The 25,468-nt window shown below is 43.5% G+C and carries 24 protein-coding genes; 21 read left to right on the plus strand and 3 right to left on the minus strand.

Going from position 1 to position 25,468, the window contains the following annotated elements; genetic code table 11:
• Positions 1-5: 5 nt before the first annotated feature.
• From D890_RS0100270 to D890_RS0100315, 10 genes are all read left to right on the plus strand, one after another.
• The gene (locus tag D890_RS0100270; RefSeq protein ID WP_026291256.1) at positions 6-344 is read left to right on the plus strand and encodes a DRTGG domain-containing protein; all 339 of its coding nucleotides are present in this window, start codon (positions 6-8) and stop codon (positions 342-344) included.
• The gene (locus tag D890_RS0100275; protein ID WP_018962524.1) at positions 341-1,063 is read left to right on the plus strand and encodes a PHP domain-containing protein; all 723 of its coding nucleotides are present in this window, start codon (positions 341-343) and stop codon (positions 1,061-1,063) included. The genes D890_RS0100270 and D890_RS0100275 overlap by 4 nt, the downstream gene beginning before the upstream one ends.
• Before the next feature lie 141 nt (positions 1,064-1,204).
• Positions 1,205-1,723 carry an NADH-quinone oxidoreductase subunit NuoE family protein gene (locus D890_RS0100280; protein WP_018962525.1) on the plus strand — a complete coding sequence of 173 codons (519 nt, stop codon included), beginning with the start codon at positions 1,205-1,207 and terminating at the stop codon, positions 1,721-1,723.
• A gap of 22 nt (positions 1,724-1,745) precedes the next feature.
• Complete coding sequence (locus D890_RS07450) at positions 1,746-2,336, plus strand: ATP-binding protein (RefSeq protein ID WP_051073656.1); 591 nt, start codon at positions 1,746-1,748, stop codon at positions 2,334-2,336.
• Complete coding sequence (locus D890_RS0100290; protein ID WP_018962527.1) at positions 2,333-2,713, plus strand: (2Fe-2S) ferredoxin domain-containing protein; 381 nt, start codon at positions 2,333-2,335, stop codon at positions 2,711-2,713. Before D890_RS07450 ends, D890_RS0100290 begins: the two co-directional genes overlap by 4 nt.
• A 31-nt stretch (positions 2,714-2,744) precedes the next feature.
• Entirely contained in the window at positions 2,745-4,535 is a 1,791-nt protein-coding gene (gene nuoF / locus D890_RS0100295) for an NADH-quinone oxidoreductase subunit NuoF (protein ID WP_018962528.1), read from the plus strand.
• Between the two features lie 34 nt (positions 4,536-4,569).
• Complete coding sequence (locus D890_RS0100300) at positions 4,570-6,321, plus strand: NADH-dependent [FeFe] hydrogenase, group A6 (RefSeq protein WP_018962529.1); 1,752 nt, start codon at positions 4,570-4,572, stop codon at positions 6,319-6,321.
• Between the two features lie 108 nt (positions 6,322-6,429).
• Positions 6,430-7,692, plus strand: coding sequence for an Ntn hydrolase family protein (locus tag D890_RS0100305; RefSeq protein ID WP_018962530.1), 1,263 nt, complete (start codon positions 6,430-6,432; stop codon positions 7,690-7,692).
• A gap of 53 nt (positions 7,693-7,745) precedes the next feature.
• Positions 7,746-8,996 carry an Nramp family divalent metal transporter gene (locus tag D890_RS0100310; protein WP_018962531.1) on the plus strand — a complete coding sequence of 417 codons (1,251 nt, stop codon included), beginning with the start codon at positions 7,746-7,748 and terminating at the stop codon, positions 8,994-8,996.
• A 123-nt stretch (positions 8,997-9,119) separates the two neighbouring features.
• Positions 9,120-10,604: a stalk domain-containing protein gene (locus D890_RS0100315; RefSeq protein WP_018962532.1), complete on the plus strand. Its 1,485-nt coding sequence runs from the start codon at positions 9,120-9,122 to the stop codon at positions 10,602-10,604.
• Between the two features lie 423 nt (positions 10,605-11,027).
• Here D890_RS0100315 and dmpI read toward each other — a convergent pair whose 3' ends face one another.
• Together dmpI and D890_RS0100330 are read right to left on the minus strand one after the other, a co-directional pair.
• Positions 11,028-11,216 carry a 4-oxalocrotonate tautomerase DmpI gene (dmpI, locus tag D890_RS0100325; RefSeq protein WP_018962534.1) on the minus strand — a complete coding sequence of 63 codons (189 nt, stop codon included), beginning with the start codon at positions 11,214-11,216 and terminating at the stop codon, positions 11,028-11,030.
• Positions 11,217-11,296: 80 nt separating this feature from the next.
• On the minus strand, positions 11,297-12,199 hold the full coding sequence (locus D890_RS0100330; RefSeq protein ID WP_018962535.1) for a DMT family transporter: 903 nt from the start codon (positions 12,197-12,199) through the stop codon (positions 11,297-11,299).
• A 133-nt stretch (positions 12,200-12,332) separates the two neighbouring features.
• Between D890_RS0100330 and purE the strand changes: the two genes are divergently transcribed.
• Genes purE through purD form a run of 10 tightly spaced genes read left to right on the plus strand, consistent with a single transcriptional unit; the run spans position 12,333 to position 22,587 of the window.
• Positions 12,333-12,818, plus strand: a complete 486-nt coding sequence (purE, locus tag D890_RS0100335) for a 5-(carboxyamino)imidazole ribonucleotide mutase (RefSeq protein ID WP_018962536.1) — start codon at positions 12,333-12,335, stop codon at positions 12,816-12,818.
• Positions 12,819-12,862: 44 nt separating this feature from the next.
• Positions 12,863-13,573, plus strand: coding sequence for a phosphoribosylaminoimidazolesuccinocarboxamide synthase (purC, locus tag D890_RS0100340; protein WP_018962537.1), 711 nt, complete (start codon positions 12,863-12,865; stop codon positions 13,571-13,573).
• A 1-nt stretch (position 13,574) separates the two neighbouring features.
• Entirely contained in the window at positions 13,575-13,823 is a 249-nt protein-coding gene (purS, locus tag D890_RS0100345) for a phosphoribosylformylglycinamidine synthase subunit PurS (RefSeq protein WP_018962538.1), read from the plus strand.
• Positions 13,824-13,827: 4 nt separating this feature from the next.
• The gene (gene purQ / locus D890_RS0100350) at positions 13,828-14,505 is read left to right on the plus strand and encodes a phosphoribosylformylglycinamidine synthase subunit PurQ (RefSeq protein ID WP_018962539.1); all 678 of its coding nucleotides are present in this window, start codon (positions 13,828-13,830) and stop codon (positions 14,503-14,505) included.
• A gap of 1 nt (position 14,506) precedes the next feature.
• Positions 14,507-16,717 carry a phosphoribosylformylglycinamidine synthase subunit PurL gene (purL, locus tag D890_RS0100355; protein ID WP_018962540.1) on the plus strand — a complete coding sequence of 737 codons (2,211 nt, stop codon included), beginning with the start codon at positions 14,507-14,509 and terminating at the stop codon, positions 16,715-16,717.
• Positions 16,696-18,096, plus strand: a complete 1,401-nt coding sequence (gene purF, locus D890_RS0100360; RefSeq protein ID WP_018962541.1) for an amidophosphoribosyltransferase — start codon at positions 16,696-16,698, stop codon at positions 18,094-18,096. Before purL ends, purF begins: the two co-directional genes overlap by 22 nt.
• A gap of 13 nt (positions 18,097-18,109) precedes the next feature.
• Positions 18,110-19,126, plus strand: coding sequence for a phosphoribosylformylglycinamidine cyclo-ligase (purM, locus tag D890_RS0100365; protein WP_026291258.1), 1,017 nt, complete (start codon positions 18,110-18,112; stop codon positions 19,124-19,126).
• A complete protein-coding gene (purN, locus tag D890_RS0100370; RefSeq protein WP_018962543.1) occupies positions 19,123-19,770 on the plus strand; it encodes a phosphoribosylglycinamide formyltransferase in 648 nt (215 codons plus the stop codon). The genes purM and purN overlap by 4 nt, the downstream gene beginning before the upstream one ends.
• Positions 19,767-21,302, plus strand: a complete 1,536-nt coding sequence (gene purH / locus D890_RS0100375; protein ID WP_018962544.1) for a bifunctional phosphoribosylaminoimidazolecarboxamide formyltransferase/IMP cyclohydrolase — start codon at positions 19,767-19,769, stop codon at positions 21,300-21,302. The genes purN and purH overlap by 4 nt, the downstream gene beginning before the upstream one ends.
• Positions 21,303-21,324: 22 nt before the next feature.
• Positions 21,325-22,587, plus strand: coding sequence for a phosphoribosylamine--glycine ligase (purD, locus tag D890_RS0100380; protein ID WP_018962545.1), 1,263 nt, complete (start codon positions 21,325-21,327; stop codon positions 22,585-22,587).
• 8 nt (positions 22,588-22,595) lie between these two features.
• On the opposite strand, the gene D890_RS0100385 is transcribed toward purD, so the two are convergent.
• Positions 22,596-24,080: a polysaccharide deacetylase family protein gene (locus tag D890_RS0100385; protein WP_018962546.1), complete on the minus strand. Its 1,485-nt coding sequence runs from the start codon at positions 24,078-24,080 to the stop codon at positions 22,596-22,598.
• Positions 24,081-24,258: 178 nt separating this feature from the next.
• Here D890_RS0100385 and D890_RS0100390 point away from each other — a divergent pair, with 178 nt between their 5' ends.
• Positions 24,259-25,362 (plus strand): glycerol dehydrogenase, encoded by a 1,104-nt coding sequence (locus tag D890_RS0100390; RefSeq protein WP_040363470.1) that lies wholly within the window; start codon positions 24,259-24,261, stop codon positions 25,360-25,362.
• Positions 25,363-25,468: the final 106 nt, after the last annotated feature.

Below are 25,468 nucleotides of genomic sequence, written 5' to 3' on the forward strand. Positions count from 1 at the left end.
TGGCTATGAGTATAAAAGTGAGTGATCTGCTAAAGCATAATTTCACATTAATTGCCGGGGAAGGCGGCTTGAACAAAGATGTTGACGATGTTTATATTTGTGATTTGCTAAGCTGGGTTATGGCAAAGGCGAAACAAAAAAGTGCTTGGATCACCATTCAAAGCCATGTGAACATTGTCGCTGTTGCGTTGATGGCTGATTTAAGTTGCATCATCATAGCAGAAGGCGTAGAAGCAGAAAAAGAAACTATTGATCATGCCAATGAAGAAGGCTTGCCTGTCTTGAATTATGCGGGCAGTTCTTATGAGGCAGCCATAGAACTTTATCATCTTCTCACAACGTGAAGGTTTACTACGATCTTCATATACACAGTGCTCTCTCTCCATGCGCATCTGATGATATGACTCCTAATAACGTCATCAATATGAGTTTGTTGAAAGGGTTGAACGTAATTGCCATAACAGACCATAATTGCGCTAAAAACGTGGAAGTGTTCATGATGTTGGGCGAACGTAAGGGATTAACAATTATTCCGGGCATGGAAGTCCAAACGAAAGAAGAAGTTCACATGCTCTGCTACTTTTATACCTTGGATGCCTGCCTTGCTTTCCAAGATATGTGGGAACGCTCGCTAACAAGGATTCCGAACCGTCCTGACTATTTTGGCAATCAACTGATTTTGGATGAAAACGATGATGTAGTCGGTGAATATCCCCTATTACTACTTACATCTTCAGCATACAGTGTGAAAGATGTTTTCCAGCTTATAAATGGCATAGGTGTAGCAGTTTTCGCTCACGTCGATAGGTCATCCTACAGCGTACTCTCTAATTTGGGATTCATACCAAGCGATGTTCCTATAAGCAGTTTAGAAGTTTCTAAATATATTTCGCCTAAAGACTTTTTAACAAAATACCCAAATTATTCTAAATACCGCATTCTCCAATCTTCTGATGCGCATTACCTGGGAGACATTATGGAGAGAGAGAACTACTTGGAATTAGAGAACGCAGTGACAATAAGCATTAAAGACATTTTGGATGTTTTAAAAAACGTTGCGTGAAAATTGTATAAATCGTTGTTTAGACTCGTTACATAATTCACAGTACTGTGCTATAATGTTTTAGGAAAAGATGATTAGCCGTTTAGACTATGTAATGTGTAAAGACTTTAAACAAAAACAACTCTTTTAGGAGGGAAGCAAATGGAACAGCTTTATGAGCTTTTTGGCACCGATAGAGTTGAAGAATTTAGAGCCAAGCTCGATGAGCTTAAAAATGTGCCTGGCTCAATGATCTCCATCCTGAATGAGGCTCAAGAGATTTTTGGTTATGTTCCTTTTGAAGTTCAAGAGCTCATTTCCCGGGAAACCGGCGTGCCTTTAACAGAAATCTTTGGAATCGTGACGTTTTACTCGCGTTTCAGCATTATTCCTGCGGGTAAATACAAAATTAGTTTGTGCTTAGGAACTGCCTGCTACGTAAAAGGCAGCGGACAAATTTTAGAAAAACTTGAAGAAAAATTGGGCATTAAAGAGGGCAATACTACCTCAGATGGGATGTTCTCTTTAAGTGCTGCTCGCTGCTTGGGAGCCTGCGCTTTAGCTCCAGTAATGATGATAAACGGTGAAGTGTATGGACGATTGACGCCAGATTCAGCCGTAAAGGTGATCGAGAAGATAAAACAGCAGGATTTGTCTCAAGCTGCTTCAGAGGTTGAGTAGACCCTCTTCGGGGAAGAAAAAGGTGAAAGAGCTGGCTTTATATATTCTCGATTTAGCGGAAAACAGCATCGCTGCGGGAGCCAAAAATATTACCATTGACGTACATGTAAATTCCGCCAGAGATGAGTTATTCATCCGCATATCTGATGATGGCAAGGGAATGGATCCAGACTTTGTCAGAAGCGTTACAAATCCCTTCGTTACCACCAGAACTCAACGTCGTTTGGGATTGGGTTTGCCGCTCTTTCAAGATTTGGTACGGCAGTGTGAAGGAACACTGAACATTGTTTCCGAGAAGGGAAAAGGAACTATCATCGAAGCAAAAATGAAGCGTTCAAGCGTAGATATGGTCCCCATAGGGGACATGGGAGCCAGCATTGTTTCCATGATCATTTCCAATCCAGCATTAGACATTGTTTACTCTTTTGTTCTCGACGATTATTCTTTCGTGTTCGACACAAAATTGATACGCGAAACGCTTAAAGATGTAAGCATCACAGAACCTGCTGTTTTGAGCTGGATTGCTGGTTATGTAAATGAAGGAACCAAAGAGATTATCTTTGATGTAACAAAGAACATTAATAAAAACAGAGGGGGCATACAAGCATTATGAGACCCGTTAAGACGTTAGAAGATCTTCAGAAAATCAGAGAAGAAGCTTCCAGAAAAGTAAATGTGAGAAGTGACAGAACGGGTATTAGGATAACGGTGGGCATGGCTACTTGCGGCATAGCGGCTGGCGCCAGACCCGTCATGATGGCCATATTAGACGAATTAGAAAAACGCAACGTTAAGGGCGTTACAGTCGTTGAGACTGGTTGCATAGGATTGTGCAAGTACGAACCCATCGTTGAGGTTTATGAGCCTGATCAAGACAAAGTTACATACATAAAAATGGACCCAGAAAAAGCCAGGCAAGTGGTCGTAGAACACGTTATCAACGGACACCCCATAAAAGAATGGACGCTTGAAAGCGCCGACATTCAGTAGCTAATGCTTAACTGCACGGAGGTGAAAAAGGATGCTGTATAGGTCACATGTCATGGTTTGCGGTGGGACAGGCTGCACATCGTCAGGGTCTGATTCAGTCGCAGACGCATTTGTTAATGAACTCAAGAAAAACGGTCTGGATCAAGAAGTTGCGGTTATCAGGACGGGATGTTTCGGACTCTGTGAATTGGGCCCTGTGGTTGTTGTGTACCCGGAAGGCGTTTTCTATAGTAAGATGAAACCCGAGTACGTGCCTGAAATCGTGGAAGAACATTTGCTCAAAGGCAGACCGGTTAAAAAATATCTCTTTGGTGAGACGGTTACCGAAGAGAAAATAAAACCTTTGGAAGAAACCACATTTTATAGGAAACAAGAGCGTATTGTTTTAAGAAATTGCGGTATTATCGACCCTGAAGATATTGAAGAAGCTATTGCCATGGGTGCTTATGAGGCTTTAGGCAAAGTGCTTACCACCATGACTCCAGAACAAGTCATCCATGAGATAAAGAAATCCGGTTTAAGAGGAAGAGGCGGTGGCGGTTTTCCAACGGGGCAAAAATGGGATTTTGCCTATAGGCAGAAAGAAACGCCTAAGTACGTTGTATGCAACGCTGACGAAGGAGACCCAGGAGCCTTCATGGATAGAAGTGTCATGGAAGGTGACCCCCATGCCGTGCTTGAAGGTATGGCCATAGCTGGTTATGCCATAGGGGCCGAACATGGTGTTATATATGTGAGAGCTGAATACCCGTTGGCAGTAAAACGTCTACAGATTGCTATAAAGCAGGCTAAAGAATATGGACTGCTGGGTGAAAACATTTTTGGTACGGGATTCAATTTTGATGTGGAAATACGTTTCGGTGCTGGAGCATTTGTGTGCGGAGAAGAGACTGCTTTGTTGAATTCTGTAATGGGACGCAGAGGTGAACCTCGTCCTCGCCCACCATATCCGGCTGTCAAGGGCTTATGGGAAAAACCTACGATTATCAATAATGTCGAAACTTTAGCTAATGTCCCTGCCATTATTAACAACGGTAGTGAGTGGTTTGCCAACATTGGCACGGAAAAATCTAAAGGAACAAAAGTTTTTGCTCTGACAGGAAAGGTTAATCGCACGGGACTCATAGAAGTTCCTATGGGCACTACCTTGAGAGAAATCATTTTTGACATCGGTGGTGGTATCCCTGATGGAAAGAAATTCAAAGCTGTTCAGATAGGTGGACCATCAGGTGGATGCATACCTGAACAACATCTGGACACGAAAATTGACTACGATTCCCTCATCAGTTTAGGGGCCATGATGGGCTCTGGAGGTCTCGTGGTCATGGATGAAGATACATGCATGGTGAACGTAGCAAAGTTTTTCTTAGAGTTCTTGGTAGACGAATCTTGCGGGAAATGTGCGCCATGCCGCATTGGTACAAAGAGAATGCTGGAAATTCTCGACAAGATTACTTCTGGTAAGGGCGAACCTGAAGACATCGATAGGTTGGAAGAACTGGCGACTACCATAAAAGACACAGCATTGTGCGGCTTGGGGCAAACAGCACCTAATGCTGTATTGTCTACGCTACGTTATTTCCGTGATGAGTATGATGCCCACATAAACCAGAAGAAATGTCCAGCAGGTGTATGCCAAGCGTTACTTTCTTATACCATCGTTGCCGATAAATGCCGAGGCTGCGGGCTGTGCGCACGAAATTGTCCTGTAAATGCTATCTCTGGCCAGTTGAAGCAGCCTTACACCATAGATCAAGAAGCCTGCATAAAGTGTGGCACATGCTTCGAAAAGTGCCCCTTTGACGCTGTTGTAAAAGCGTAGTGCTCACTAAGGGAAAAGGAGGATTGAAAACGAGATGGACAAAGTTACCGTAACCATCGACGGTGTTACCGTAGAAGTCCCGGCTAACTACACCGTACTGCAGGCTTGCAGGGAAGCCGGCATTGATATACCGACACTTTGCTATGCTGAAGGGCTGAACGAAATTGGTTCTTGTAGGCTCTGCGTAGTAGAGATAGAAGGAGCAAAAGCGCTGGCGGCATCATGCATTTATCCTGTTGCTAACGGCATGAAAATACATACTAATACCCCAAGAGTCAGACAAGCTCGAAAAGTTAACTTGGAGCTCATACTTTCGAACCATGATAGAAGCTGTTTGACCTGTGTAAGAAACACTAACTGCGAACTTCAAAATCTGGCAAATAGGTTTGGAGTAAGTGAAATAGAGTTCCAAGGAGAAAACATTGATTATCCTTTAGACAACGTTTCTCCAGCCATTGTAAGGAATCCCAACAAATGCGTGTTGTGCCGCCGTTGCATCTCTGAATGCCAAAACGTGCAGAACGTGTTTGCCATAGGCGCAGTGAACAGAGGCATAAAAACCCTGGTCTCTTCGCCTTTTTATCTCAGCTTAAACGATTCACCTTGCATAAGCTGCGGGCAATGCATAACTGTATGCCCCACCGGTGCGTTATATGAAAAGGATCACATTAGCAGGGTCTACGATGCCATAGCTGACAAGAAGAAACATGTTGTGGTTCAAACAGCCCCAGCTGTAAGGGTTGCCTTGGGTGAAGAATTCGGCATGCCCGTGGGCACTATTGTGACGGGCAAAATGGCAGCAGCTCTTCGACGCTTGGGTTTCGATGTGGTATTTGATACAGATTTTGGTGCTGATTTGACCATAATGGAAGAAGGTTCTGAACTTATCGAACGGTTGAAATATGGCGGCAAACTACCCATGATAACTTCTTGCAGCCCAGGATGGATAAACTTCTGTGAGAAATATTATCCTGATTTCTTAGAAAATCTTTCTTCTTGCAAATCTCCGCATATGATGTTGGGTGCTGTTATAAAGAGCTACTATGCGCAAAAGATGGGTTGGAATCCCGAAGATGTGTTTGTAGTTTCAGTGATGCCTTGCACGGCTAAGAAAGTAGAAATCGAACGCCCAGAAAACATGCATGATGGTTTGCAAGACGTAGACGCTGTTTTGACTACGCGGGAACTGGCACGTATGATAAAAGAAGCCGGCATCGACTTTGTTAATCTGCCTGATGAAGATTTTGATCAGCCACTGGGTATGTCTACTGGTGCTGCTGTCATATTTGGTGCTACCGGTGGAGTCATGGAAGCTGCGCTGCGAACGGTAAGTGAACTGGTAGAAGGTAGGCCCTTGGATAAAATCAATTTCGAAGAAGTCAGAGGCTTAGAAGGTGTGCGCGAGGCTTCCGTTACATTGGATGGCATGGAACTAAAACTGGCCATCGTTAATGGAACAGGTAACGCTCGGAAACTCCTTGATAAAATAAGAAGTGGTGAAGCAGAATACCATTTCATTGAAGTGATGGGGTGCCCTGGTGGATGTATTACAGGTGGCGGACAACCCATTCATCATCCCAATGAGATGCAGGAAGTGAGGAAACTAAGAGCTTCCGCCATTTATAAAGCAGATGAGAATTTACCGCTCAGGAAGTCACACGAGAACCCTGCCATAAAACAGATTTATGCGGAGTATTTAGGACATCCTTTGAGTGAACAGTCTCATCATCTTTTACATACCCACTATGATCAACGGCCACTTTATCGCTTTACCCATAAGGTGTAAATGTAAATAGTTCTGTTTTCAAAAGAAAAGGGCGCATAAAAAGGCGCCCTTTTCTTTTTATTCTCATGTTTGCGTTAGAATTTATCCATCAGGAGGTGGGCGCGGCGTATGTGTGACACCTTTTATGTAAAATCGTCTAAGAACTCTGGCGGGACAGCGTTTTTCGCTAAAAACAGTGACCGAGATCCTAATGAACCGCAATGCATGGTTTACATTCCTGCGGGCTCTTTAAGTAAGCCGGGCACGTATGTCACACTTCCACCTTATACCGTGAAAAACAACGTGTGGCTCTCCAAACCGAGCTGGATATGGGGCGCTGAGATGGGTGTGAATAGTAAAGAAGTTTGTATTGGCAATGAAGCCACTTTTAATAAGGTCAGCGCTCAAAAAACAGGTGTGCTTGGCATGGATCACCTTAGAATAGCGCTGGAACAAGCCTCTTCAGCGCGAGAAGCATTGGAGATTATTATCCAGAATACGCTTCACTATGGTCAAGGCGGCAATGGCGGCTTCGAACACCCTCTCTATTACGCTAATAGTTATCTGATAGCTGACCGCAACGAAGGTTATGTTTTAGATACGGTTGGTAAGTACTACGCATTTAAGAGACTTGATAGTAGTTACAATGTAAGTAACAAACTCTCCATAGATGCGGATTTTACAGAGATTTCTCCTGAATTGAAAGGAAAGGTAGACAATTTTCAGAAACACTTTATTAACCCATTAGTAACGCACTTTTCGGGCGCTTATAACCGCGAAAAGCACGGCCGTATCCTTTTAAAGGACTTGGTTCCCAACATCGTAAACGTTATGGCAGTGCTACAAAACAGAACAATGGGGAAAGTATCTTCTATGTCAAATATCAACCTCATAGCAGGAGGTTTGATCAGCTCTCAAACAACGGCTTCGCTTGTTTATGATTATGAGAGAAAAGTCATTTGGTGTACAGAAGGCCCTGATCCGGAAATTCAACTGTTCAAACCGCTCACTTTTAACGTAACGTGCGGTGAGGAAGAAGATAAACAGCTTCAAAAAGGTATAAGCAGATGGAAACATAACAATTTACTGTTCCGTACTGCGCTTAGCGACTATATGGCTAATATTACTAAACTTTATCCTCTGATCGTAGAAAATCAAAAGATGCTCCTCAAACTCAGTGTGGAAAAGCGAGAATCAAAAGAGCTTTTTGAAGAAGCTTACAGGATAAACCACACCTATATAGAGGAAGCTCTTCGCGTGATAAAGAAGGGCCCTATCAGGGGTAGCTTACAATTCAGGCGTTATTGGAACGGTGAAAACAAGCGACTAATAGTTTCTGAAACAGATACTGCCCTAAAAGAACAACTGCTGACGTATCTCGCACAATCATGATCTCGTGTTGCAATATGTATTGCTTGCAGGTATCATTTTACTAAGGTATTCTCATGATGGACAGCAAATCTGATAGACAGCACCATCCTCGGCTTAGCGCTCTGGACATACTGAAATATATTGGCCCGGGTTTTTTAGTTACTGTGGGTTTTATCGATCCGGGTAACTGGGCTTCTAACATAGCCGCTGGCTCAACTTACGGCTATTCCTTGCTGTGGATGGTAACACTTTCAACATTTATGCTCATCGTACTCCAACACAATGCAGCTCACTTAGGCATTGTGACGGGGCAATGCCTTTCAGAGGCAGCCACGGCTTATATGAATCCTTTACTCAAGAATATTATCTTGCTTTCTGCCGTAGCCGCGTCCATTTCTACTGCTATGGCTGAAATACTTGGTGGCGCCATCGCTTTAAACATGCTCTTCCACATTCCGCTAAAGATAAGCGCATTGCTGATTCTGGTAGTAGTGGTTTTCTTGGTTTTAACGAATTCTTACAAGCGCATTGAACGTATCATCATAGGTTTTGTTTCACTCATCGGCCTTTCTTTCATTTTTGAAATTGCTTTAGTGCATATTAACTGGCCTATAGCTGCTATTAGTTGGTTCAAGCCATCATTTCCTTCTAATGCTATGCCTATCATAATGAGTGTGCTTGGCGCCGTTGTCATGCCTCATAATCTGTTCTTACATTCTGAAATCATTCAAAGCCGTCAATGGAATTTAGAAGATGATGAAGTTATAAAAAAGCAGCTGAACTATGAGTTTCTGGATACGTTGTTTTCCATGAGCGTTGGTTGGGCCATAAACAGCGCCATGATTCTCTTAGCTGCCGCTACATTCTACATGAACGGTCAAGTAGTAACCGATCTGTCGCAAGCTCAGACAATGCTTAAGCCACTTTTGGGCAACGCAGCTTCAGTTGTTTTCGCACTAGCGTTACTGTTTGCAGGTCTATCCTCGAGCGTTACAGCCGGGATGGCAAGTGGAAGCATATTCGCTGGCATCTTCGCAGAACCTTATGATGTAGCTGATAGCCATAGCCGAATGGGGGTTCTAATAGCTTTAATACCCGCTACCGTAATCATATTGTTTATAACGTCTCCATTCCAAGGGCTTATCTATTCTCAAATGCTGCTGAGCATCCAACTTCCTATTACCATCTTTACACTGATTTACCTAACGTCATCTAAGAAGGTCATGGGCAAATACGCCAACTCACCGAGAGAAAAGGCTTTGCTGTGGGCAATAGGCCTTACGGTAACGGTGTTAGATGTAGCACTTTTTATAACGTCATTGTAAGTTAAAAAATACCTCCGGAAAAAGTGCACTCCTCAACTTTTTCTTGTGTACAATGGGTTTAAAGAACGAAATTCATATCGTATGTGCTGCTTTTTTGCTCATGCGGTCAGAGGAGGTGTTGCCATGCGTAGCAAGCGTTTTTTTAAGCTTGTTAACGTGTTACTTGTGTTCGGTTTATTGGTTTCCATGACTTTGCCACCGGCAGCTTTTGGTAAGAGCGGCGGTAACAAAGAAGTGGCTATCTACGTTGGTGGACAAAAGGTTGCATTAGACAGCCCACCGCTAAACAAAGCTGGCCGTATTTATGTTCCTATCCGTTACGTTGCAGAATATCTTGGAGCCCAAGTTGATTGGGATGAGGCAAACCAGATTGTTAACATTAAAAACGGATCTGCATTAATTAGCTTAAAGATTGGGTTTAACTATGCTGGCGTAAATGGTCAAGCTCAACAACTGGATGTACCGCCATTTATTTACAACAATCGAACATATGTTCCACTCCGTTTCGTCAGTGAAGGTTTGGGTAAGCAGGTGCAGTGGGATGGAAATAATAACTCAGTCTACATCATAAGCGGTGTGCAAACATCTACCGTCATTATGCAAGTCAGTACGGGAACAGCTACAGTCAACGTGGTCAAGGTGTCTCTTAACGATCCCTCTATAAAATTGCAGATCGTCAATGGTCAAGATCAAATAGGCTTACTGGAACCTTTCGACAGCATGGTAAAGCGAATGAATCCTTTGGCAGCCATTAATGCTACGTTTTTCCAGGTATCGGACATAACTTTGCCTATGGAACCCGCTGCTGATTTAGTAATAAACGGTAGAATCGAACATTTGGGCACTCCGGAGAAATATGCCACGACCTTTGCTTTTACTGAAGACAATAAAGTTGATATTGCAAACGTAAAAATGTCTTTGCATGGAGAATACACGTACATTCCTAACCCTGAGTTGGAACGCCTTTACACACAGGGTTGGTACATCGGTACCATAAACAGAGCCCTATGGGGTGTCAACTCCATAAGAGTATTCACTCCTCTGAGAGGAGCTACAACACGCCTTGGCGTAGATGGCATTAATGTTGTTGTTCAAAATGGTGTTGTGACGCAGCAACTTACAGGAACAAACGTTCCTATCCCTCCCGATGGTTACATTATTCATCTAGGCGGTACGGAAGTAAAATACCAGGACCGTTTTGTCGTTGGCACGAAGCTGTATTACAGAGATATCTATGATGTACAGAACAGCTCTCAACCCGACATCTGGAAACAAGGAACCATATGGGGTGCCTTAAGTGCAGGTCCACGTCTTTTAACTAACGGCCAAATAACGCTTAACCCTGCTGCTGAACTGTTAGATATTCCTAAAATCACAGGTCAGCCTTTGCCCAGAAGCGGATTAGGTATTACCCAGGATAATGAACTCTTACTGGTCACGGTGAGTAAATGTACTATGCAGGATTTTGCTGTTATAATGCAAAATTTGGGCGCTTACAACGCTATGAATTTGGATGGTGGCGCTAGTACTAGCCTTTACGCAAATGGACAATTCTTAACCACGCCAACGCGGAAATTGAGCAACACGCTAATGATTCTGTCACGTTGATAAAAAGATCCATAAAACCTCTAAGAAGAGGTCATTTTCCTACAGAAGATGACCTCTTCTTATTATCTTGACTGCTTAACAGCAATTTGACCAATGTGTGACACTTTCTTAAATACTTATGCTTTAAGAAGTACTACTATAGGATAAACACATTAAGGAGGTGCTCAAAATGAAAGAAAATAAAAATGGTAGTGTAGAGAAAAAAGAAAATAAGCTTCTTTACGATCCTATTTCTGACAGCTATTATGAACTCTACAATTATCCTTTGGTGTAAGTGCTTTTAGCCATGCTGGTTCAGTGTTTGCTTTTCTGAACCAGCATGGCTTTTCTTCATCCATGTTTTCCACATTATTGCATGTCTTATTTTTAACAGGTTTTTTGTGTCTTAAGAAGAAGGCGGCTTTTTAGCCGCCTTCTTCTTTTCTACTTGTGCAAATCTGATAGCAATTTTCCACCCTGGGCTATATTTTCCATACTATTCTCGCGAATAATAACGCTAAAAGCCTGCTCAGGTATGCCAAGAACTTCGTGAGCTGCTTGTGTCAATTTTGAGGCTAACTCAGCCTTTTTGGCTTTGTCCATCTGAGGGCCATCGAATTGAATAAATGGCATATGCATCTCTCCTTTCTTATAAGTCAGAGGTAATTATAGCTCAGAAAGTGAGGGAATCTCATTGGAAACAGCAGACGTTCTTACGGTTGCTGTTCTTCATTCTTTGGTTCTATTTCTGAAGCACTTGCATACAGCGCAGCACGGTTGGTTCTGTACTCACCATATTGCACAAGAAAAGCACTCAAAAATATGAGAAAAGCCCCTACGTTTCCAAACGATGTTAGGTTTTCTCCTCTGACTATATGAGCAAATACATATGCAAAAATGGGTTCGAACGCAAATATGTAGGCTGCCGTTGTAGCACTGACATCTTTTTGCCCTTGTAATTGTAGCCAAATGGTAAGTGTCGTGGCAACAAGTGCTAAATAAAGGAGTGGAGACAAAGCCGGGCGCGGTATGGCAAACATTCTGGTAAAAGGCAGGGACCATAAAGCTGTAAAACCTATCATGTAGGCAGACGTATTGAGCTGGCTGTGAATATTCATCTTCGGTATGAGTACAAACTGAATGGTATATGCCAGTGCACTTATAAGCATGAGAAATGCCCCAACGGAAATAGTGAAGCGTTCTCCTGGTAGATAGCTCAATGCTAAGAAACCTACTACGGATAGAACTTGTCCAAAGGTCACTGTAGCACTCTGTTTTTTTTCGAGCCAAATCATTTCCAGCGCTGGCGTTAGCGGTATGCTCAAACTTACGATAAATGCTGCTGTGGAGGCATTTATCGTCGTCAGGGCAATAAACTGTGTTATGAGTGCAATTGCATTCGTTATACTGAGCCAAAAGCCATCCAAAATAGCTTTCTTATCCAGCCGCAAGAATGGGATTAAAGGTAAGAAGGCAATGAAATACCTCCAAAAAAGGTATGAGAAAGGATCAAGATAGCCGAGCATAGTTTTTGAAAAAACAAAAGTGGTTCCCCAGAAAAAAGTCGTTGCTATCAGATAAAAGTAACCGGTAAGTGTCGGTTTCTTGTTAGGCATCTAATTCATTATAAATCAGTGCATATGTAAGGGCTATATGAAATTCTTCTGTGGGACCATATTGAGTTATCACAAATTGGCTATATAATGAGTAATATGTTTCATCATTTCCCCACATTGGGAGGTTTTTACCATGTCTACTATTGATAATAGTGTTATTGGTAAAGTAGCCATCATTGTCGGAAGCAAGTCTGACCTACCTATTTTGGAAAAATGCACATCTACCCTCGACGAGCTCCACGTACCATGGGACATGAAAGTACTGTCTGCACACAGAACCCCATTTGAAACACAGCAGTTTGCTATTGATTCTGAAGAACATTATGATGTAATCATAGCTGCTGCTGGGAAAGCCGCTCATCTTCCCGGCGTTATTGCCGCTTACACACTTCTCCCGGTTATCGGTCTCCCCATAAAATCACCTGCTCTGGGCGGTTTAGATTCTCTTTTGTCTATGGTACAGATGCCTAAAGGTGTGCCCGTAGCTACTGTGGGCATAAACGAAGCGGAGAATGCGGCACTTCTTGCATGCCAGATTCTTGCTTTAAAGGATGAAGGGCTAAAAGAAGCTCTTAAAGACTACCGCCATCGTATGGCGGAGGACGTACTCCAAGGTTAAGAGGAGGATCGAATCGCGGCTATCAAAAGTTAAGGAGGTTTCCAATGGACAAATTAGAGCAGGTTTATGAAGGTAAAGCAAAGAAAGTTTTCAAGACCGATGACCCCCATTACTACATCATCGAATATAAAGATGAAGCAACGGCTTTTGATGGAAAAAAGAAAGGCATCATACAAGGGAAAGGCACCATAAACAATAAAGTATCTGCTGTATTCTTTGAGCTACTTGAACAAAAAGGAATCCCCACACATTTTATAAAGTTGCTTTCTCCTAATGAAATGCTCGTAAAAAAGGTTGACATAATTCCGCTGGAAGTTATTGTGAGAAACTATTCGGCTGGAAGTGTAAGTAAACGGCTGGGTCTTGAAGAAGGTATAAAGTTTGACACACCGATTTTGGAGTTCTCTTACAAGAGTGATGAACTTGGGGACCCCATGGTTAATGATTACCACATATTAGCTTTGCATTTAGCAACAAAAGATGAGATAAGCACACTTACTCAGCAGGCTTTTAAGATCAACGACATTCTATCTTCTTACCTTTGGGAAAAGAACATCATCCTCGTGGATTTTAAGCTGGAGTTTGGCAAAACGCCTGAAGGAGATATCGTCCTGGCTGATGAAATTTCTCCCGATACATGCCGTTTTTGGGATCGCACTACCATGGAAAAACTCGATAAAGACAGGTTTAGACGTGATATGGGGAATGTAGAGGAAGCATACATTGAAGTCGCACGTCGTTTGGGGTGCCTCTAATATGGCACATGCCAACGTTTACGTTACTTTAAAGAAGGATATTTTGGACCCTCAAGGTGAAGCTGTAAAAAACGCTCTTCACACGCTGGGTTACAAGAATGTTATGGATGTTAGAGTAGGCAAGTATATTGTTCTCACGCTGGAAAACAATTCTGAAAATGATATAAACGCTGTGGTAGAAGAAATTTCAAAAAAAGTTCTTAGTAACCCTGTCATAGAAGATTTTTCATTCGATATTGTAGAGGATTAGAAGCATGAAAAAGTTTGGTATTATCGTTCTTCCCGGTTCTAACTGTGATTCTGACTGCTTTTATGCTGTTAGAGATTATCTTGAGCAGGATGCCGAGTATGTTTGGCATGAAGAGAATAACTTAGATAGATACGATGTACTCATGATACCTGGTGGTTTTTCCTATGGTGATTATTTACGCCCTGGAGCATTGGCGCGTTTTTCACCGGCTGTGCAAAACTTGGTCAAAGAAGCAGAAAAAGGTAAACTCATCATTGGTATATGCAATGGCTTTCAGATACTAACAGAACTTGGCCTTTTGCCAGGTGCGTTGATGCGTAACAAAAACCTGAAGTTCATATGCAAACATGTAACACTCAAAGTTGAAAAAGTCTGTGCTCCTTTCACATCACGCTTACGTGTGGGACAGAGGATATCTTTGCCTATAGCGCACAAAGACGGAAATTACTACGCAAGCGATGCCGTACTTGAAGAACTGAACAGGAATGAACAGATACTGCTTCGCTATGACGAAGACGTAAACGGCTCTGTACAAGGTATTGCAGCCATCATCAGCAAGGAGGGCAACGTGTTGGGTATGATGCCTCATCCAGAACGTGCCTGTGATTCCATGCTTGGAAATACCGATGGTATGTACATCTTTGGTTCAGTTCTCGATTACCTGACAAAGAGAGGGCAGTAAAATGGAAAATCAGCAGTCTCCATGGAAGATATTAGGCTTAACCGATAGCGAGTACCAGGAGATTATCAAAGGGCTCGGTAGAGAGCCCAATATTACGGAGCTCGGTATGTTCAGTGTAATGTGGTCAGAGCACTGTGCCTATAAGAACTCTAAGCCGCTGCTTAAACTGCTGCCCAGCAAAGGCCCCAATGTTATGCAGGGGCCCGGTGAAAATGCAGGCGTTTTAGATATAGGAGATGGCTTGGCTTTGGTGATGAAAATTGAAAGCCATAACCATCCTTCAGCAGTGGAGCCTTATCAGGGAGCCGCTACCGGTGTAGGTGGCATTGTCAGAGATATCTTTGCTATGGGCGCACGCCCTGTGGTACTCCTGGATTCACTGCGTTTTGGTCCCTTGAATACAGACCGCACAAATTACCTTTTTGAGCAGATCGTTGCTGGCATAAGCGATTATGGCAACTGTATAGGCGTGCCCACTGTGGGTGGCGAAACTTATTTTGCTAATTGCTATCAACGTAGCCCCTTAGTGAATGCACTATGCGCGGGTATTGCAGACATAAGCAAGCTTCAAACAGGGAAAGCAAGCGGCATAGGTAATCCTGTCCTGATTGTAGGCGCAACGACTGGAAGAGATGGTATAGGCGGAGCCAGTTTTGCTTCACAAGAGCTCGGAGAGAATGCAGAAGAAAAATTGCCTTCAGTTCAAGTAGGTGACCCTTTCTTAGAAAAGCTGCTCATAGAAGCGTGTTTAGAAGCTTATGAAACAGGATACGTAGTGGCTGTTCAAGATATGGGCGCTGCAGGTATTACTTCTTCAGCTTCTGAGATGGCTTCACACGGTAATGTGGGCATGGAACTTGACTTAGACAAAGTACCTTTGAGAGCTGAAGCCATGACGCCCTTTGAAATTCTTATTTCTGAATCGCAGGAACGCATGTTACTTGTAGTGGAAAAAGGCAAAGAAGATATAGTAAAACAAATCATGAAAAAATGGGGGTTGAGGGCAGAAGTTATGGGGCACATAACCGATGATCAGATGATGCGCATCTACCAGCATGGCCACATGGTTGCTGAAGTGCCTGCACATCTCTTGGCAGATGGTGCTCCACAGTATGTACGTGAAGGCGTGCCGCCTAAAAATTTAGAGCAATTAAGAGTGCTTGAAATACCTTCTTTAGCACTGCCTGAGGACTTCAATGCAGCATTTCTCAGCGTTCTGAGCGCGCCCAATGTGGCTTCTAAATCGTGGATTTACCAGCAGTTTGACCACACGGTTCGGACGGACACCGTAATTAAGCCCGGTATGGATGCGGCGTTGGTGCGCATAAAGGGTAAAAAGCAAGCTGTGGCGTTTACCACTGATTGCAACAGCATATATTGTTTCTTAGATCCATATGAGGGAGCCAAAGATGCTGTTGTAGAAGCTGCACGCAATTTAAGCATGGTAGGGGCTGTACCCATAGGTATCACCGATTGTTTGAATTTCGGTAATCCCGAAGATCCTGTAGTTTACTGGCAGATGAAACGGTGTGTTGAAGGTATAAGAGATGCCTGTGAAGCTCTGAACATACCTGTAATAAGTGGTAATGTAAGCCTTTACAACGAAACAGAAAATGGTCCTATTTATCCTACACCCGTTATCGGATGTGCCGGTTTATTGGAAGACGTGTCACTGTTCTGCACCAACTCTTTCAAAGATGAAGGCGACATTATTGTTTTACTGGGTGAAGATAAAGGAGAGATGGGAGGCAGCGAATACATTCAGCAGCAGTACGGTCTTGTAAAAGGCGTCCCTCCAAAAGCTGATTTGGCTATGGAAGGAGAACTCCAAGACTGCGTGCGCACACTTATAAAGAGCAACCTCATCAAATCAGCACACGATGTTTCCGATGGTGGCTTGGCTGTTTGTTTGGCAGAATGTGCTATGGGCGGACAAAAAGGTTTTGTAGCGGACATTGAAACTGAGGAACGTTCCGATGTGGCCCTTTTTTCTGAGTCGCAAAGCCGCTGCATTCTAAGCGTAGAGGCGGAAGCGCTTCATGATGTACTGGGCATGGCTTCCACTTTTAATATCCCTGCTCATGTTTTGGGTTCGGTAGAGGGTAAAAGCGTTGTCATAAACATAAATGGCAGAGAAATCATAAATGTGCCGTTGGAAGAGTGTATGCGGCATTATGATCAGGGGCTCTTATGGTCAATGAATGGCATCTAACGGAAGACTGCGGCGTGTTCGGTGCCGCTTTAGATAAAACAGACGTATCCGTTTATATATACTATGGCCTTCAGGCACTTCAGCACAGAGGCGAGGAAAGTGCAGGTATAGCTGTCTATGACGGCAGCGAAACACGTTTGGAAAAGGGAATGGGTTTGGTCAGTGAGGTATTCAATAACGCTCTCATAAAAACGTTAAAAGGGAATGTGGGCATTGGACACGTACGCTATTCCACCACAGGCGTTTCTAACTTGTTCAATGCGCAACCTCTTTTAGCACACTTAATGGGCCATTCTATCGCCGTAGCGCACAACGGAAACCTTATAAACGCTGATGAGCTTAGAAGTGAACTTGAAAAAGAAGGTAGAATCTTTCAAACAACATCTGATACGGAAATCATCGTTCAACTCATAGCAAAAAACCTCGATAAAGGGTTTGAAAATGCCTTGCTGGAAACAATAAAACGGATACATGGTTCTTATTCACTGCTGGTACTTTTCGACGATGTGCTGGTTGGGGTCAGAGACCCCAATGGCATAAGGCCACTTTGCATAGGCAAGAACGAAGCAGGCTTTTTGCTTTCTTCAGAATCGTGCGCATTGGACGTTGTAAATGCGCGCCTTTTAAGGGATGTGGAGCCTGGAGAGGTAGTCATTTTGAGCAAGGATGGCATACGTTCCATTAAAGAAAATTACAAAGACGTTCCTACCAAGCACTGTGTGTTCGAGTACATATACTTTGCACGACCTGATAGTGTGGTAGATGGAAAGAGCGTCTACTTGTCACGCATGGAGATGGGCAGACAGCTTGCCCGCGAATCTGCTGTAAAGGCAGATTGGGTTGTTCCTGTTCCCGATTCTGGCAACTCTGCGGCGCGTGGTTATGCTGTTGAATCTGGCATCCCCAGCGTCGATGGACTTATAAAGAACAAATACGTTGGGCGTACCTTCATCGCACCTGAACAAAGCATGAGGGAATCTGCCTTGAGGGTAAAACTGAATGTCCTTCGTGAACTAGTAAAAGACAAAAGCATCGTTTTAGTAGATGATTCCATAGTCAGAGGCACTACAATGAAGCGCTTAGTCAGGCTTATAAAAGAAGCTGGGGCTAAGGAAGTGCATCTGCGTATCAGTTCGCCCCCTATTGTTATGCCGTGTTATTTTGGCATCGACATGCCATCACGTAAGCAACTCATATCTGCCCAAATGTCCACGGAAGAGGTAAGAAATTTGGTCGGCGCAGATAGTTTGCATTTTCTAAGCTTAGAAGGCTTAATAAACAGTGTGGGAACAACAGCGTTGTGTACGGGATGCCTGAATGGTGATTACCCCATGGATGTGCCCAAAGAAGGTAACAAATATCTCTTTGAAAAAAAGTGAAGGTGAACCAGAAGTGAAATATGAAGATGCTGGAGTGAACATTAACAGAGCCGATTCATTCATTGAGAAAATTAAACCCTTAGCGAAAGCCACATTGAAAGAGAATGTGATGGAGGGGATAGGCCCTTTCGCCTCTTTAGTTCAGCTCCAAGGCTACCGTGATCCTGTCTTGGTTTCCGGTACTGATGGAGTAGGAACCAAACTGAAAATTGCTTTTATGATGGGTAAGCATGATACCGTGGGCATCGATTTAGTCGCCATGTGTGTTAACGATGTACTTACCACTGGCGCCAAGCCATTGTTTTTCTTGGATTACTTCGCGTGCGGTGAGCTCAACGTGGATATTGCTGTTGACGTGGTTAAGGGCATAGCTAAAGGTTGTACCTTGTCTGATTGCAGTTTGGTAGGTGGTGAAACCGCAGAAATGCCTTCTTTTTACCCAAAAGGCGAGTACGATTTGGCAGGTTTTTGCGTTGGTGTTGCCGAAAAAGATAAGCTTTTCTCCCCACAGAATGTAAACGTGGGGGATGCAGTTATTGGCTTAAGCTCTTCAGGGCTGCACAGTAACGGTTATTCCTTAATAAGAAAGATTTTCTTTGAAGATCATAACTATGGCATCGATGACTACGTACCTGAATTTGGTAAAACTTTGGGTGAGGAACTGCTCACACCCACCATTATTTACGTTCCTGTTTTTAACATTCTTGAAGACCTTCCTATAAAAGCAGCCGCTCACATTACTGGTGGCGGCATTTTAGAAAACGTACCGCGTATTCTTCCAGAAGGCACTGCAGTAAACATAAATACAGGTAGCTGGCCTGTTCAACCTGTGTTTCACCTGGTGCAGAACCTTGGCGCTATCAATCTGATGGAAATGTACCGCACCTTTAATATGGGCATCGGTATGGTTCTCATAACCGCTCCTTCCGTCGTTGATGAGCTCTTGGATAGAGTCAATGGGAGTAACTTATGCAGCGCTTACCGTATTGGAGAAGTAGTGTCGGGCAGTGGTGAGGTTGTTCTTTTATGAACATTGTTGTGTTGGTTTCAGGCAGGGGAACAGATCTTCAATCTATCATTGATGCAGTAGAAAGCGGCTATCTAGAGGTGGAGATAAAGGCGGTCATAAGTGATAAAGACAACGCTTACGCTCTTGAACGGGCTAAGAATCATGGCATACCAACGTATGTGCTTGCCAAGAAGGTGCTAAGAGATGGTTTCCAGGAAGCGCTTTTGGATCTATTGCTCATGCTTAATCCCGATTTGATCGTGCTCGCTGGTTTTTTGACAATACTGAGCCCATCCATTATTGAACACTTTACTCAGAGGATTATCAACATACATCCGGCACTCTTACCTTCTTTTTGTGGGAAAGGTTATTACGGCATGGCTGTTCATGAAGCTGTTTACCGTAGTGGGGTTAAATACACTGGTTGCACTGTGCATTTTGTCAATGCAGGTGTTGATATGGGGCCCATCATACTTCAAGAGGTTGTAAAGTTGGACGATGACGACACGCCGGAGCGCATTGCTGAGAAGGTTTTAGAGGTGGAGCATAAGCTTTTGCCTGAAGCAATAAAACTCATAGCGGAAGGTAGAGTGGTAATAGAAGGCAACCGTACTCGCATACTGCCGGCGAAAGGTGGCAAAGGTGAGGAAGGAGGAAGACAATGAGCAATAAAAGAAGAGCACTCATAAGTGTGTCTGATAAAGAAGGCGTGGTGTCCCTGGCTCGAGAGCTTAAAAGCCTTGGTTTTGACATTATTTCTACGGGTGGCACCTACAAACTTTTGCGGGAAAATGGCATTGACGCTACACAAGTTTCCGACGTGACGAGTTTTCCAGAGATACTTGACGGTCGAGTGAAAACACTTCATCCAAACATCCATGCAGGCATATTGGCGGATGTGCGCAATCCCGAGCATTTGGCTCAGATTTCTTTGCTCGGTATTGAACCTATCGAGATGGTGGTGGTAAACCTTTATCCTTTCAAAGAAACCATCCTTAAAAACGATTGCACTATAGATGATGCCATAGAGAATATCGACATCGGCGGCCCAACACTCATAAGGGCTGCGGCAAAGAACTGGCAAAATGTCGCTGTTGTGGTGGACTCTAACGATTACGCAAAAGTAATTGATGAATTAAAGATGAGCGGTTCACTTAGCTTGGAAACGCGCTTTTCTTTGGCGGCGAAGGCATTTCGACATACAGCTTTTTATGATGGCATAATAAGTAATTATTTTTCTCAGAAAACAGGTAATCTCTTCCCAGAGCTTATTACGCTTCCCTTTGAGAAAGTGCAAGACTTACGCTACGGTGAAAATCCACATCAGCGTGGTGCTTTCTACAAAGATCCTTTAGCTTGTAGCGCTTTGGCAAACTACGAGCAATTACAGGGTAAAGAGCTTTCATTCAATAACCTGCACGATGTGAGTGCTGTTGTGGAAATGCTTCAGGAGTTTCCAGAAATGCCCTGTGCAGTGGCTGTAAAACATGCTAATCCATGCGGTGTAGGCATAGGCGAAAGCCTTTTAGATGCTTACATGAAGGCTTATGAAAGCGATCCTGTGTCTATCTACGGCGGCATCGTTGGTGTCAATGGCATATTGGACCAGGAAACTGCCGAGGAGCTCTCAAAACAGTTTCTGGAAGTGATAGTAGCGCCAGACTTTAGCAAGGAAGCTTTATCCATACTTGGAAAGAAGAAAAACTTGCGTTTGTTAAAGGTAGACCTTACACCCATTCATGGCTACGACATAAAAGCGGTAGAAGGCGGTGTGCTGCTGCAAGATAAAGACTCTATCGACTTGGACGAAAACAAGCTGACTGTTGTCACAGAAATACAGCCCACTCCGTTGCAGATGGCGGACATGCATTTTGCTTGGAAGGTGGTAAAACATTTAAGCTCCAACGCCATCGCGCTGGTCAAGAATCAGGGGACTGTTGGCCTTGGCGGTGGCCAAGTAAACCGGGTGGGAGCTGCACAGATAGCTATTAAGCAGGCAGGAGAGAAGTCTGAAGGCTGCGTCATGGCTTCTGATGGTTTCTTCCCCTTCAGCGATTCTGTGGAAGTTGCAGCGCAGGCTGGCATAAGTGCTATTATCCAGCCGGGTGGATCAAAGCGCGATCAGGAATGCATCGATGCAGCTAATAAATATCATATTGCCATGGTGTTTACTCACATAAGGCATTTTCGCCACTAAGAAAGGGGGAGCATGAGTCATCATGAATATTTTAGTAATAGGCAGTGGTGGGCGGGAACATGCGTTGATTTATAAGCTTAGACAAAGCCCGCAAGTGAGGAAAATTTACTGCGCACCGGGAAATGGAGGCATAGCTTCCATGGCTGAAACGGTTGACATTGGCCCTTTGGAAGTGGATAAACTCAGGGCTTTTGCCTTGAGCGCAGGGATCGATTTAACGGTGGTTGGTCCTGAAATACCTCTTATGGCTGGCATTGCGGATGTATTCGAGGACGCAGGACTAACTGTGTTTGGTCCTAAAAAGTCTGCTGCTGTGTTGGAAGGCAGTAAAGTATTTGCAAAAGACCTGATGAAGCGCTGCAATGTATCCACCGCTAACTTTGAAGTGTTTTCTCATTTAGGGGACGCTCTTTCTTACGTTAGAAAGCAGCACAGACCACTGGTAGTAAAAGCTGACGGCTTAGCACAAGGAAAGGGCGTAAGTGTCTGCCACAGTGAAGAAGAAGCAGAAACTGCTTTACGTAACCTGATGGAAGAAAAGGCATTTGCTGGCGCAGGCGAGAAGGTGGTTGTGGAAGAACTGCTGGAAGGCAAAGAAGCCTCCGTGTTTGCGCTATGCAACGGTGAAAATGGCGTTATTTTTGGTAGTGCCATGGATTACAAGCGCGCCCATGATAATGATGAAGGGCCCAATACAGGAGGGATGGGCAGCGTAAGCCCACATCCCATGTTAGATAAAAACATGGAACAAACGGTTCTGAATACTGTTGTTTTGCCGATTTTGCATGGTTTACTGGAGCAAGGCATAGCCTATAAAGGTGTTTTATATGTTGGCCTCATGCTTACTAAAGATGGACCAAAGGTGTTGGAGTTCAATGTGCGCTTTGGAGACCCAGAAACGCAGGCAATGATGCCACTTTTGAAGAGTGATTTGCCAGAGCTGATGATGGCAACATGCATTGGTGATATGGGTCATATTAATGTGGATTGGGCTAGCGAAAAATCTGTTTGCATAGTGGCAGCATCACAAGGATATCCCGGGCATTACGAAACAGGTTTCCCTATTACGGGTTTGAATGATGTGAAGGATGGGTTTGTATTTCACGCTGGAACAGCCATTGGAAAGAACGGTTCCGTTATCACATCAGGCGGGCGTGTTCTGAATGTTGTTGCTACTGGCAAAAACTACGAAGAAGCACGACAAAAAGCCTACATGGAGGTGCAAAAAATTTCGTTTCCTGGTATGTTTTACCGGAGCGACATTGCAGCTAACTTAGATACGTAACATGGATTTCAGTCTAAACCCTGTTTCATTTCTCCCTGGTTGGAAATGGATCGACTTAAGTAGGCTGTTTTTGATGCAGTTGATACCTCACCTAAACCATCTTTCACTTTTACTAAAATGGTGTGCTTACCCGGTTTCGTTAGATTGATGACTTCTTGATCATCGTAGGCGATGCCTTTAGGAGGCACAATTTGTCTGCCGTCTAAGAACCACTGAGCTGTTACCGGTCCATAACCTGTGGGCTTGTTGAAGAAATCAGGTATTTCTGTTGTGGTAGAGCGTATGTCTGCCGTTAATGTTATCTTTCCAGTGGAGGTAAACACGACAGACGGCGAATTTATAAAACGTACGGTGAGTTTGTCTACCAACGTTACCATTTTGCGTCCTCGTAGCATGTTGCCCAGAGAATCTGTGACAGTAAAACTCATTCCATAGTTTGTACCGTACTGTTTTGCCGTTTGCAAAGTTGGGCGGAATGGTATTGGAACAACAGTCTGCATGATGGAAGCACTAAATGATGGCATGATGCCTTCAGGATTTCCATCTATGCGAACGTGGTACGGTCCTTTACCTCCAGTGAAAGAAATGACTTGGTCACATTGAGTAGACTCATTTTTGAAAAGTGCACAAGCGGGTGGGCCGTCTGGCTCTCCTACAAGCTTTCCGTTCAATATATTGTCTATTCTTCTTGTAATGAGTATGCCACCTACTTTGTAGTACACGTAAGCAGGCAGTGCATTTATGTAAACTCTTGGTAGCAGAAGCCAATCATCTGTTTTGTAAGCAATTCCATACTGCGTTGTGACATCCATTGTTATGCCGTATTTTGCTAAAAGATGTTCTGTTTGGTCATTGTATTCTCCGTAAGGAACTGCAAATGAGGTTATGTCATAGCCGGGAATGATGTTTTTGACTTTCTCTATAACCCCCTTTATTTCTGCCTCCTGCTCTTGGTCAGATAAGTATTTGAGATTGTAGTGGTCTAATGTATGGCCTCCAATTTCTACTAAACCTGTACCAACCATGGTTTTTATCTCTTGGTCCGTTAAATATCCAGGCACATTTATGTCGTTGCCAATAACGAAATCAGTAAAAGGAATTTTGTACTTTTTTGCAATAGGCAGTGCATACCTATAAACGCTTTCGTATCCGTCGTCAAACGTTATAACGACCGTTCTGTTTGGTAGCTGCTTGCCAGAGGCCCACAAATCATGCACTTGAGAAAGCTTCATGAATGTATAGCCTTTTCCTTTCAATTGCTTGATTATTTGGTCAAATACAGATTGCGGCAGATAAAGCGTTTTCTTGCTTGGAGAAGCATTCCTATTCACCATGCCTATTTCGTGGAAGCACAAAATCAATACGCCATTATCAACCTGTAAATTCTGTGCTTTCAATGGTGTAACACATGCTGTGGAAAAAATGAGTGCAACAACCAAAATTGCACCTGCAGTTTTCCATACGACGGTTTCCACATTCTTCTTGCTTTCCATGCCTTCGCTATTTTATCTTAAAAAAGTCTTTTACCAACATTATGAGTTAAAAACTCTTTTAACATTTAGTGTAATATGTCACTTTTATTTAATAAAACAGTGAATTATATATCTATATGTACGGATAACATATGAGTAGAAAGATGAAGTAACAAAAATTACAAAGGGGATGAAAATTATGGCAATAACGACGACACTTTTTCCTGGGAGGTACTTACAGGGAGTAGGCGCGATGAAGACAGTGGGAAAAGAAGCATTGCGCTTTGGTGATAATGCTCTTCTTATTGTTGATCCTTACATTCTGAAAAATGTTTTTTCGGGTGTTAGACCATTGGTAGAAAAATCTGTGGCTTTGCATGTAGAACAGTTTGGTGGAGAATGTAGCGATGAAGAAATAGAAAGACTTTCTGAAATATGTAAGAGGAACGGATGTAATGTTGTAATCGGCATGGGCGGGGGAAAAACGCTTGACACCGCCAAGGCAACAGCCTTCAGTCTTCGACTTCCCGTGGTTATTGTCCCTACTACTGCTTCTACTGATGCCCCTTGCAGTGCTTTGGCCGTTATCTACACAAAGGAAGGGCAATTCAAGAGATATTTGCCACTTCCTCAAAACCCTAATTTGGTTCTGGTGGATACAGAAGTCATTGCTAATGCACCTGTACGGTTCCTAATTGCAGGTATGGGTGATGCTCTTTCTACTTACTTCGAAGCTGAATCTTGCCATCAGAAATATGCGCCTAATATGAGCGGAAACGTAGGCTCTTTCACTGCTTATGCTCTGGCTCGGTTATGTTTTGACACGCTGATGGAATATGGACCAGCAGCAAAAATAGCTTGCGAAACAAAAGTAGTTACACCAGCGCTTGAACGTATCGTTGAAGCTAATACGCTTCTAAGTGGCCTTGGATTTGAGAGCGGGGGTTTAGCAGCAGCTCATGCTTTGCACAATGGATTAACTGTTTTAGAAGATACTCACGAGTATTATCACGGCGAAAAAGTTGCTTACGGAACATTGGCCTCCTTGTTCTTGACAGATAAGCCTATGCATACTATCGATAGAGTCTATACTTTTTGCGAAATTGTGGGACTTCCAACTACCCTAAGTGGTATTGGCTTGTCAAAAGTTAGCGATGCAGAGCTGATGAAAGCTGCTGAAGCAGCATGTGCAGAAGGGGAAACCATATATAACGAACCCGTACCCGTTTCACCAGAAGCTGCGTTCAACTCCTTAAAGGCTGCTGACGCCTATGGCAGACAAAGAAAACTAATGCAGCATTAGTTTCGTCCAGTAATGTGGCATCAATGGCGGTTGGCTTGCTGACACTTTTTGATATTAATGTGAGATATCGTCCTACAGGGAGATAGTCAGGGAAAAAAGATGTTCA

Source organism: Coprothermobacter platensis DSM 11748, from assembly GCF_000378005.1.
Lineage (GTDB): Bacteria > Coprothermobacterota > Coprothermobacteria > Coprothermobacterales > Coprothermobacteraceae > Coprothermobacter > Coprothermobacter platensis.

What these genes read in the sequence shown, in the direction of transcription:
- D890_RS0100315 (WP_018962532.1), top strand. Translation starts at nt 9,120, where the DNA reads ATGCGTAGCAAGCGTTTTTTTAAGCTTGTTAACGTGTTACTTGTGTTC.
- D890_RS0100390 (WP_040363470.1), top strand. Translation starts at nt 24,259, where the DNA reads ATGGCAATAACGACGACACTTTTTCCTGGGAGGTACTTACAGGGAGTA.
- purQ (WP_018962539.1), top strand. Translation starts at nt 13,828, where the DNA reads ATGAAAAAGTTTGGTATTATCGTTCTTCCCGGTTCTAACTGTGATTCT.
- purE (WP_018962536.1), top strand. Translation starts at nt 12,333, where the DNA reads ATGTCTACTATTGATAATAGTGTTATTGGTAAAGTAGCCATCATTGTC.
- D890_RS0100270 (WP_026291256.1), top strand. Translation starts at nt 6, where the DNA reads ATGAGTATAAAAGTGAGTGATCTGCTAAAGCATAATTTCACATTAATT.
- D890_RS0100310 (WP_018962531.1), top strand. Translation starts at nt 7,746, where the DNA reads ATGATGGACAGCAAATCTGATAGACAGCACCATCCTCGGCTTAGCGCT.
- D890_RS0100300 (WP_018962529.1), top strand. Translation starts at nt 4,570, where the DNA reads ATGGACAAAGTTACCGTAACCATCGACGGTGTTACCGTAGAAGTCCCG.
- D890_RS0100330 (WP_018962535.1), bottom strand. Translation starts at nt 12,199, where the DNA reads ATGCCTAACAAGAAACCGACACTTACCGGTTACTTTTATCTGATAGCA.
- D890_RS0100290 (WP_018962527.1), top strand. Translation starts at nt 2,333, where the DNA reads ATGAGACCCGTTAAGACGTTAGAAGATCTTCAGAAAATCAGAGAAGAA.
- D890_RS0100305 (WP_018962530.1), top strand. Translation starts at nt 6,430, where the DNA reads ATGTGTGACACCTTTTATGTAAAATCGTCTAAGAACTCTGGCGGGACA.
- purF (WP_018962541.1), top strand. Translation starts at nt 16,696, where the DNA reads ATGGTCAATGAATGGCATCTAACGGAAGACTGCGGCGTGTTCGGTGCC.
- D890_RS0100280 (WP_018962525.1), top strand. Translation starts at nt 1,205, where the DNA reads ATGGAACAGCTTTATGAGCTTTTTGGCACCGATAGAGTTGAAGAATTT.
- purN (WP_018962543.1), top strand. Translation starts at nt 19,123, where the DNA reads ATGAACATTGTTGTGTTGGTTTCAGGCAGGGGAACAGATCTTCAATCT.
- purL (WP_018962540.1), top strand. Translation starts at nt 14,507, where the DNA reads ATGGAAAATCAGCAGTCTCCATGGAAGATATTAGGCTTAACCGATAGC.
- D890_RS0100385 (WP_018962546.1), bottom strand. Translation starts at nt 24,080, where the DNA reads ATGGAAAGCAAGAAGAATGTGGAAACCGTCGTATGGAAAACTGCAGGT.
- nuoF (WP_018962528.1), top strand. Translation starts at nt 2,745, where the DNA reads ATGCTGTATAGGTCACATGTCATGGTTTGCGGTGGGACAGGCTGCACA.
- purD (WP_018962545.1), top strand. Translation starts at nt 21,325, where the DNA reads ATGAATATTTTAGTAATAGGCAGTGGTGGGCGGGAACATGCGTTGATT.
- purS (WP_018962538.1), top strand. Translation starts at nt 13,575, where the DNA reads ATGGCACATGCCAACGTTTACGTTACTTTAAAGAAGGATATTTTGGAC.
- purH (WP_018962544.1), top strand. Translation starts at nt 19,767, where the DNA reads ATGAGCAATAAAAGAAGAGCACTCATAAGTGTGTCTGATAAAGAAGGC.
- purC (WP_018962537.1), top strand. Translation starts at nt 12,863, where the DNA reads ATGGACAAATTAGAGCAGGTTTATGAAGGTAAAGCAAAGAAAGTTTTC.
- dmpI (WP_018962534.1), bottom strand. Translation starts at nt 11,216, where the DNA reads ATGCCATTTATTCAATTCGATGGCCCTCAGATGGACAAAGCCAAAAAG.